This window comes from Paraburkholderia sp. SIMBA_053, from assembly GCF_046534895.1.
Classification (GTDB): Bacteria; Pseudomonadota; Gammaproteobacteria; order Burkholderiales; family Burkholderiaceae; genus Paraburkholderia; species Paraburkholderia caledonica.
Window position 1 is genome coordinate 1 of record NZ_JAWRXU010001678.1, and the last position, 237, is coordinate 237.

The window sequence follows — 237 nt, forward strand, 5'->3', positions numbered from 1 at the left end:
CATCGCACATTGAATAGCCCGTATCAAACGGTTGCGACGCCGAGGAGCGCACCATGACCCTCGCGCTAACGTCGCAAGCCTTCCGACAGAACGGCGAGATTCCCGTGCAGCATACCTGCGAGGGCGCCGATGTATCCCCGCCACTCACCTGGTCCGGCGTGCCCGTGAACGCAAAAAGCCTGGCGCTGATTGTCGACGACCCTGACGCGCCGGACCCGGCCGCGCCGAAAACGACCT

General features: G+C 64.1%; 1 protein-coding gene. It reads left to right on the forward strand.

From position 1 onward, the window contains the following. Positions 1-53: 53 nt before the first annotated feature. Positions 54-237: YbhB/YbcL family Raf kinase inhibitor-like protein (locus SB753_RS41250; protein ID WP_410805710.1), on the forward strand; the 184-nt coding region annotated here is incomplete at its 3' end.